The organism is Streptomyces sp. MMG1121, from assembly GCF_001280015.1.
Classification (GTDB): Bacteria; Actinomycetota; Actinomycetes; order Streptomycetales; family Streptomycetaceae; genus Streptomyces.
This window is the reverse complement of the sequence record NZ_LGDV01000139.1, coordinates 1-277: the sequence shown is the minus strand read 5'-3', so window position 1 is coordinate 277 and position 277 is coordinate 1. Positions and strand designations below refer to the sequence as shown.

The following is a 277-nucleotide window of genomic DNA, read 5'->3' as shown; positions in this document are numbered from 1 at the left end:
CACCTCCCGGGCGCATTTTGATCATCGTGCGGTGGTGGTGGCGGGTTCGGTGGAGGAGGCGCGGGAGGGGCTCGCGGTGGTGCGGCCTGGGGGTGTGGTCTTGGGTCGTCTGGGTGTGTTGTTCACGGGGCAGGGTTCGCAGCGGGTGGGGATGGGGCGTGAGCTGTATGACTCTTTCCCGGTGTTCGCGGAGGCTTTCGATGAGGTGTGTGCGGCCGTGGACGAGCGACTCGGCTGTTCGTTGAAGGATGTGGTGTTCGAGGGTGGGGGGCTGCTG

Annotated in this window: 1 protein-coding gene; it reads left to right on the top strand. The window is 66.4% G+C overall.

Annotated elements, in window-relative coordinates; genetic code table 11:
* Positions 1–31 precede the first annotated feature (31 nt).
* Positions 32–277 (top strand): acyltransferase domain-containing protein (locus ADK64_RS47175; RefSeq protein ID WP_324614399.1); only part of this gene is annotated, 246 nt, incomplete at its 3' end.